Source organism: Odoribacter sp. N54.MGS-14 (genome assembly GCF_000980295.1).
Lineage (GTDB): Bacteria > Bacteroidota > Bacteroidia > Bacteroidales > Marinifilaceae > Odoribacter > Odoribacter splanchnicus.
Map to the genome: position 1 here is coordinate 20,570 of NZ_LARL01000038.1, position 8,950 is coordinate 29,519.

Here is an 8,950-nt window from a genome sequence, read left to right on the forward strand (position 1 = left end):
CTTATTTAATAGTTACTTTTACTCCGAAATTAAATGTTCGCGTTGTCGGATACATATCGTTATCGACAGAAGCGCCTTCGATCGCATCCGTACTGAAAGACTCCGGAGAAGGACCCGGATAAGAAGTAAAGGTATACACATTATTTGCAGAGGCAAATATGCTGACATTACCGAAAATCCTGGTTTTATCCACCCAGTGCCGCGGCAGGCTGTATTCAAGATTTATATTCTGTATTTTCACATAAGAAGCATCGTATACCGCATTATCTCCAAAGTCATTATAATAAAAATTATACCTGATGCTCGGATATTTATTCGAAGGATTCTCGGGTGTCCACCTTTTCAACGCTGTGCTCTGTGTATTTTGATTCTCCGCCATATTGAACATATTGGCTTCTCCCATCCAGATTTTCTGCGCACCATGGCTAAATGTTCCCTGAACACTTAATTTCAATCCTTTCCAGGACAAACGGGTAGCAAATCCTCCCTCAAAATCGGGCCGGGAACAACCGATCACCGTTTTATCTTCAGTGGAACCGGAGACTTTATTTACATACCCATCTCCAGACAAATCTACATATTTCAAATCGCCGGGCATCGTTTTCCGTCCGTAAGCCTCCTGGTAAGGTTGATCCGGATTCAAAGCCTCATAACGGTTCACTTCCTCCTGTGTCTGAAAAATACCATCTGTCTTATACCCGTAGATCAAACCCAAGCTCTTGCCTTCCTGAATCACTGTATTTCCCAGATAACTGCTCCCAGGATAAGAAACATATTCGGCATCGATATCCGTAATTTTATTTTTATTCTTCCCGATATTAAAGCCAACGAACCAATTCCAATCCTTATTATCAATAATATTAGCTTTTATTTCAAATTCGATACCTTTATTCTCGATATTGGCAAAATTAATCTGTGTAGTCTCCAGGCCTGTACTCAACGCCATAGTATAAGCATACAACAAACCATCCGTTTTCTTTTTATAAAAACCTAAAGTTCCGGAAATCCGCTGGTTGGGTAAGAATCCAAAATCAAGTGCCAAATCGACCTGTTCGGTAGCTTCCCATTTCAAGCGGTCATTCCCGATTTGTGAAGGCCGGGTGGCAGGCTGATTCTCATAGTCCGCATTTTCATAAAGTGTTCTCCAGCCATACTCACCGACATAAGCATTTCCGGTTTTACCCCATCCTCCTCTCAGTTTCAGGAAAGTGAAAATATTCGATTCCCGCAGAAAATCTTCTTCCGACACAATCCAGGCCGCAGCCACTGACGGGAATTTACCCCAACGATATTTAGGGGCAAACCGAGAAGAACCATCGGCACGGAAAGTACCTGTCAACAAGTAACGGTTCATAAACTTATACTCGGCACGGGCAATATAAGAAAACATCACCGAACCGACAGCTGAACCACCTTTCCCTCCATAATCCACCAAATCACTGCCTTGCCAGATTCCATTCTGTACCTCATCGTCCGGGAAATCCCGTAACTTAAAATAGGTATTATTCTGCCGGTCCTTATTATATACGATGGCCCCTAAAGCGTTCAGGCTGTGTTTCTCATTAAAAGTCTTGTTGTAAGTCAACCGGCCTTCGAACTCCATGGTTTGCCCGGCAGAATATGCCCAGCGTCCAACACCTTTCTGATCTCCCCAATAACCACTACCCTCTTGGGTATTACTGGAAGCATAAGAACTCTCTTCTCCTTTCCGGCGTTGATACGTATACTGGGTCAAAAGTTTCAATTCCGGCAGAATCTGAAATTCAAGGTTCCCCGTCAATCTGAAATTATCCTGACTATAAGTCGTCGTATTTTCCGTCATCTCAATAATCGGATTCTTAACATAATACACCTTCCCTCCGGAAATATAAGGATGCAAATACAAGGACCCATCTTCATTATAAGCCGGTATATCCGGTCGTGCTGCAGCTGCTGTTGACAAAGAAGCGCCGTTCACATGCCGGTCAGAAGTAGTACCGGAGAATTTTGCATTCGCTTTTATCCATTTATTGATATCGGCATCAAAACCCAATGTATAAGTATATCTCTGAAAATCAGTAGCTTTCACCATTCCTTCTTCGTTAGCATATCCAAAAGAAGCATAATATCCGAAATCCTGGCTTCCACCCCGGATGGAGAGCCGATGTTGCTGAGTAGAGCCATTACGCATGATATGTTTCATCCAGGGAGTATCTTCTTCACCGAAATATCCGGGAGCCGTGACCTTCTGATACATCGGATACAGATTTACATCCTCAAACCCATCGGCTTTAGCGGAATTTGTGATCGCCTCCAAAAACAACATCTTGTACTCGTCAGCATTCAGCGTATTTACATCCGATACCAGACGGGTAGCACTGTAATCATAACTATAATTAATAATCGGTTTCTGATTTCTTTGTCCGGCTTTCATCGTAATCATAATGACTCCGGCAGCTCCCCGGGACCCATATATCGCTGCTGAAGAAGCCCCCTTCAAAATATCGATACTCTGTACATCATCGGGATTCAATTCATTAATATCGAAATCCGAAGGCATAGGCACATTGTCCACGACAATCAACGGAGCCAAAGCTCCTGTCAGGGAAGGTACACCCCGAATTTCCAGCCGGGCAGCGCTACCCGGCGAACCGTCGCCATTCAGGATACTCAAACCGGCCACCTGTCCCTGCATCATATGGGCAATATTCGTTGCAGTAGACTCCTCGATAATTTTAGAGTCAAAACGGGCTACTGCTCCGGTCAAATCTTTTTTCGTAGCCGTACCGTAACCGATCACCACCACCTCATCCAGATCGCTTTGATCATATTCCATAACTATATTGAACTCCCCGTTCCCCTGAACAGTTAATTCTTTATTTTTCATTCCGACATAAGAAAATTGTAACACCATTCCCGCTTTCGGAATATTTAAGGAAAAATTCCCATCGACATCGGAGGCGGTACCTATCGTCGTGCCTTTCAATACGATAGTTACTCCCGGTAAAGGCATCCCTTCCTTATCAGTCACCTTGCCTTTTACCGTTACTTCTTCGACATGCTGCGGTGTTGCTGGCTGTTTTACCAGTATAATATAATCGTCCATGAATTTATACGACATCCCCTGGCCTTGCAACACTTGTTTCAATATCTCTTCCAGTTCTACATCGGTAAAATTTGCTTTTACTTTCTTACTCAAAGTCAACTGATCGTCATTATACACGACCGCCTTATTTGTCTGACGCTGGATTTCTTTAAATACCTCTTTTAGTCCGGTTTCACCCAACCGCATAGTCAACCGTTGCTGTGACCAAACCTCTGCCGAGACTGAAGTCGCAAAAAAGACACACATCAAAAAGGGTAATTTCATCACCCAAAATAATTTACGCGGCTTGTTTTTTGGCAGAGCAAGCCACCAATTCGCACTTTTTTTCATAAATTTGTAAATTAATTATTAAATTTATTTCCCCAAGGGGAAGATTTGTCGGTGCGCGCTTCCAACACGCACCGATTTTTTATTTTCTATTTACTACAATAGTCCTCTCGTTCAAAACAAATTGAACATTCGTAATCTCTTCTATAATATTCAAAACATAACGTATATCATTATATTTCTTAAAAGCACCGGAATATTTCAAAGTTTTCAGTTCTTCAGCAACAAAAAAGAAATCCACATCGTACCAACGGCCCAGCCTGCGAGTGAGTTCTTCCAAAGGCATCGAATCAAAATTCAGGATGCCATCTTTCCAGTCGACATACTGCGACACATCTACCTTTCTAACTGTTCCCCGCCGGGTAGTCGTCTGATAAACATATTGTTCATCAGGTTGTAAGATCTGTTGCCGATGGTCCGTCTGCACCCCGACCTTTCCATGCACTAAAGTTACTGCCGCCTCCATCTCCTCCGGATAAGCCATCACATTAAATCCGGTTCCCAATACGGTCACGCTCATTCCCGATGTCTCCACCAGAAAAGGATGTACTGTATCGGCAGCTACTTCAAAATAAGCTTCTCCCTCCAGAAAAACCTTTCGTTGTCCGCCTGTAAATGCTACCGGATATTTCAATTTCGAAGCCGAATTCAACCACACTTTCGTACCATCGGATAATACCAGCTTATATTCTCCACTCCGCGGAATAGTAATCGTATTGAAAAGCATTTCCTCCTGCTGCATATCCCCGGCCTTTTGTTCATATGTCAGCTCCCCTTTTCTCTTTCGGATCAATGTCCCATCTTTCCAAAGCGAATCCCTGCCCCATTCCTCCAGGTTCACCTGTTCGCCACTAGCCAATGTCAACACGGCCTTATACGATCCAGGCAGGACAGCCGGCTGTTGCGCCATCGGCGATATTTCACTACTCCGATCTTCCCACGGCCTTTCGATCAGTCCTATAGCGATCCCGATCGTAAAAACCGCAACAGCGGCATACCGCCAAAAATAATTTCCGGACAAAAGGAAACGCCGTTTATTTCCGGACAATTTCTTTTTCAGTTTTTCCATATCCTCCCGGACACGTTCCGGATTCCGGAATACATTCTCTCCCTCACCTCTTTTCAAACGCTCACGTATCCGGCAATATCTCATATAGTGGCGTTCATCCTCCGCCAACCACACATTAAGTCTCTCCTTTTCCTCCGGCGTAATTGTTTCTGACAATTCAGCCGTAATCAAGCGTGCTATCTCATAATACGCAGACAAATCTTTCATCGCTTATCAAATTTGTATATAAAACACACAGCTGATAAAAAAGATGAATGAAAAATAATTTTTTTTGAAAAAAAATGGTTTATCCTTGTACCTCAAACCAGGCAAGTAATAACAATAACGATCCTGTCAATTCTTTCCGAAGGATATTCAAAGCATTGTATTTCAGGGTTTTTACAGAATTGACCGAAATTCCTAACTGATCGGCGATCTCTTGATTTTTATCTCCTTTTACAACCAAACGCATAATCCGGGCAGATTGTGCCGGAAGACGATCGATAGCCGAATAAAGCGCTTCAATAGCTTCCTCTTCAATCACCATCAAATCGAAATCGGCATCTGTTTCTTCCGAAAACCTCCCGGCCAGATCCACCTCTTTCCGATGGTCCCGGATATAGTTCAGGCACTGATTTCTGATAGTAATATATAAAAAAGATTTCACAGCTGCAAAATCTCTGAAATCTTCCCGTTTATTCCACCATTTGATAAAAGCATCCTGAGCAACATCCTTACTCAACATTTCATTATTAAGGTAATGGTTGGCAATATTACACAATCCCGGATACAGACTCACAAACAAACGTTCGAAAGCCTTCATGTCACCGGAACGCATTTTCCGAAAATCCTCAGCCTGTTTTTCTAGCATCTTACCTTAAATTAACCTAAACAAAAATATTGAAAATAAGAAAACAAAAAAAATATACCCTGAAAATCACGAAAAATTTAGGAAAAAAAACTTCCCCGAAAGTTAAATGAAAAACTTTCGGGGTTCAGTAGACAGATTAAATAAAATAGATATCTATTCAAATAATAAAAACTTTCGTCTCCACGACGAGTTTATTCCATATAACTGGAATTATCCCAGCAATGTGTACAGAGCTGTTCTTTAGGTAAACCAATCGCTTTCACGAGATCGTCCAAGCGCTGGAATTGCAGAGAATCCAACTGGAGATGCTGGCACATCACCCTCACCATCTCCTTATATTTCTCTGAATCCGGATCCGAGTAAGGTTTCAGTATTTCGTCCGTCAGTTCGGAAGTTCCTTCCAGGTCGCGGATGACACGGCGGGCAAATAAGTCAAAGGTCGAACGGGAAGTGGAGAAATTAAGAAAACAACAGGGGTAGATCAAAGGAGGACAGGCGATCCGGATATGTACCTCTTTCACTCCGCATTCACGCAATTTCACGACATTGTCTTTCAACTGGGTACCCCGTACGATAGAATCGTCCAAAAAAACGATCCGGGCATCCCGCGTAAACGCCTCGTTCGGTAACAACTTCATCTTAGCGACCAAATCACGCATATTTTGATTTTGCGGCATAAAACTCCGCGGCCAGGTCGGTGTATATTTCACAAAAGGTCTTTTATAAGGAATCCCCTTCTCGTTGGAATATCCGATAGCATGTCCCACACCCGAGTCCGGAATTCCGGCAGCAAAATCAGGAGTCAATTCATCACGTTTCGCCATAGCAGCCCCACAACGGTAACGGGCATCTTCGACGTTGATCCCTTCGTAATAAGCAGAAGGATAGCCATAATAAACCCACAAAAAAGAACATATCTGTTTTCTGCAACCGGCAGCAATAATCGGTGTAATCCCGTCTTTCGAAACCCGTATCGCTTCATGCGGTCCCAGATCACGGACTATATTATAGCCTAAATTGGTAAACGAAGAGCTTTCACTGGCCACAACATAACCGAATTCATTCTTACCGATAATGATGGGAGTACGGCCGAACTTATCACGGGCAGCATAAATACAACTGTCTGTCAGAATTAAAAAAGAACAAGACCCCTTGACCATACGGTAAACGTTCTCTATACCTTCCTTGAATGTCTCTCCTTTGTTGATCAGAATACTGACTACTTCGGTCGGGTTGATGGCCGACCCGGACATTTCGGCAAAGTGAATCTTTTCCTTCAACAACTGAGCGGATATCTCTTCCAGATTATCGATTCGCCCTACCGTCACTACGGCAAAACGCCCCAAATGCGAAGTTACCGTTATCGGCTGCGACTCCATATCACTGATCACCCCGATCCCCAGGTAAGAACCAATGAAACGTCCCAACTCCGGCTCGAATTTATTCCGGAAATAAGCACTTTCTATACTGTGAATCGACCGGACAAAATCCTCTCCGTTATAAAAAGCCATACCGGCTTTCTTCGTTCCCAGATGTGAATGGTAATCGGTGCCGTAGAAAACATCGGCAACGCACTCTTTGCGTGATACGCAACCAAAAAATCCGCTCATATAATTGTAGTCATTGATTTAAGGCTACAAAATTACAAAAAAAGTAAAAAGTAGAAAGTAGAAAGCGTTCAAATTCTCCCCGCAAGAGCAGGTTCTTATAAAGCAAGTTATCCGATAAGAAAATAAAAAGCAAGATCTGTTTTCAAAATTCCAAAATAATACTTACATTTGCAACGAAAATCACATCTATATGCGTAAAAAGCCGATCTACTAAGCACAGAAGGAGTGCCTGGAGATTTTTTTGCCTGTATCGGGTGTATTCAAAAAAAAGAGTTATGAAACGACGAAGGTAACATTTTGGAATGTTAAACATTTGAAAAACAACATTTTAATTCGGATTATCCGCTAAAGAGGGTAAAGTATGTCCGAACAGTTCTTTGACATGTTGTGTTTTTCAAAATAAAATGTTTAACTATAAAATCCAAAATGTTATGAATTCAAAAAGTCGTTATGAATTAGCCGCTTCGGTATGTCGCGGAAAAGTATGGCTCGACAATACAGCCCTGGCAGCCATTAGCCGAATGTACCGGAAACGAATAGAAAATGCAACCTCTAAACTGGAAGCGACCGTCGAACAAGGACGCTACGCTTCATTCAGAATCGATCAGGCGCTCGATCACCCTAAAGCCTCCCGTCTTGTTTTACAACAAATGATTGCTTCATTGGAAGAGGTCATCGGTCAATTATTTATTTTTGAAGCAGGTAGCCGCATCAATACGAACCGTTATACCTGTCTTATTTCACAATTCCGGGAAAAACAGGCTTTAGCCAAGCGCGCACTTGAGCATTCAGATAAAAACAATACCCCGGAAGTGTTTGTTTAGCAAACTTTTCATTATTTTTGTAGGGTCTCTTCGGGGACTTACATATTTCGATGAAAGTGTTTCGCTTTTATCCTGTGCTGAAAATCTGGTAAATTTAAAGTAAACAAGGAGAAGCAATACAAAACACTCATCACTTGCACGTTATTGCGTCAAATCACGTAATACTGTCAAGTGTGGGGTATTGTTTATTTGTTTACAGGTTTACCAGAACCTTCAGCACAATAAACCGATAACTCCACACTTGAACCGAATAACATTCTATATCTTTCTGATTATCAAATTATACATTCAATACTCATTGTAATTTGATACCACAAAGTTCCCGCGATTTATAAGTTTTTCCGCGAAAACAGCACATGCTATCAACCCATTTTTCTGGTCAAGAAGTGTGTTCTTTTGCATGAAAGCAATTTTGTTCGTCGAAAGCGCTCTAATATCGCAAAATTTAGCGTAATTTTGTAGCAAAATTCAGAGTGGTATGAAGTTGAACAGGATAAAAGATATTCTTGAGCAAAAGGGTATATCACAAACTTGGCTTGCAAAACAAGTTGGCAAGAGTTTCAGTACAATCAATAGTTACGCTTGCAACAGGTACCAGCCGGATTTGGAAACACTTTTAGCGATTTCAAAGATACTTCAAGTAGATTTGAAAGATTTGATAACTGACGAGAAAGAACGCCAATGATATAGATAAACGAATATCAAACTCCGAATTTTGATGAGGTGAACTTCCGATAATAAAATATTATATGAACATGAGCATTAGTCATGAATTATCAGAGGAAGATGTAAAGTTCCGCTATATCAACGATGCCATCACAAGCAAGGGATGGACAAAAGATAGTATTTTCATGGAACAACAAGTGAAATTTACCGATGGTAAAATCAGCTTGCATGGTAATATTGTGCATCGTGAAAAACCAAAGTTTGCTGACTATGTGCTTTATGTGAATAAAGCTACACCAATTGCTATTATTGAAGCAAAAGATACCAAGCATACTGTTTCCTATGGTTTGCAACAGGCAATGGAATACGCAAAAATGCTTGATGTCAAATTTGCGTTCAGCTCCAATGGAGAAGGTTTTGCAGAGCATGATTTTTTAACCGGGAAGGAACGATTTTTCGGTATGGATGAATTTCCAACACGCGAAGAATTGATTGAGCGATATAAAAAAGAGATAAACG

Annotated in this window: 7 protein-coding genes; 3 read left to right on the top strand and 4 right to left on the bottom strand. The window is 41.7% G+C overall.

All coding sequences use genetic code 11. The annotated features are described in order from the left end of the window. Position 1: 1 nt before the first annotated feature. The 4 genes from WS42_RS08935 to WS42_RS08950 all read right to left on the bottom strand — a co-directional run bounded on the left by WS42_RS08935 (position 2) and on the right by WS42_RS08950 (position 6,941). Positions 2-3,415 (bottom strand): TonB-dependent receptor, encoded by a 3,414-nt coding sequence (locus WS42_RS08935; RefSeq protein WP_022161118.1) that lies wholly within the window; start codon positions 3,413-3,415, stop codon positions 2-4. A gap of 79 nt (positions 3,416-3,494) precedes the next feature. After that, positions 3,495-4,688: a FecR domain-containing protein gene (locus tag WS42_RS08940; RefSeq protein WP_022161117.1), complete on the bottom strand. Its 1,194-nt coding sequence runs from the start codon at positions 4,686-4,688 to the stop codon at positions 3,495-3,497. Positions 4,689-4,767: 79 nt separating this feature from the next. After that, positions 4,768-5,331, bottom strand: a complete 564-nt coding sequence (locus WS42_RS08945) for an RNA polymerase sigma-70 factor (RefSeq protein ID WP_013613235.1) — start codon at positions 5,329-5,331, stop codon at positions 4,768-4,770. A 191-nt stretch (positions 5,332-5,522) separates the two neighbouring features. Then, entirely contained in the window at positions 5,523-6,941 is a 1,419-nt protein-coding gene (locus WS42_RS08950) for an amidophosphoribosyltransferase (RefSeq protein WP_022161116.1), read from the bottom strand. 431 nt (positions 6,942-7,372) lie between these two features. Between WS42_RS08950 and WS42_RS08955 the strand changes: the two genes are divergently transcribed. The 3 genes from WS42_RS08955 to WS42_RS08965 form a co-directional block, all read left to right on the top strand. Next, positions 7,373-7,765 carry a hypothetical protein gene (locus tag WS42_RS08955; RefSeq protein ID WP_013613233.1) on the top strand — a complete coding sequence of 131 codons (393 nt, stop codon included), beginning with the start codon at positions 7,373-7,375 and terminating at the stop codon, positions 7,763-7,765. Positions 7,766-8,243: 478 nt separating this feature from the next. Beyond that, positions 8,244-8,450, top strand: a complete 207-nt coding sequence (locus WS42_RS08960) for a helix-turn-helix transcriptional regulator (RefSeq protein WP_046450997.1) — start codon at positions 8,244-8,246, stop codon at positions 8,448-8,450. A 70-nt stretch (positions 8,451-8,520) separates the two neighbouring features. After that, on the top strand, positions 8,521-8,950 hold a 430-nt coding region (locus tag WS42_RS08965; RefSeq protein WP_046450998.1), incomplete at its 3' end, for a type I restriction enzyme HsdR N-terminal domain-containing protein.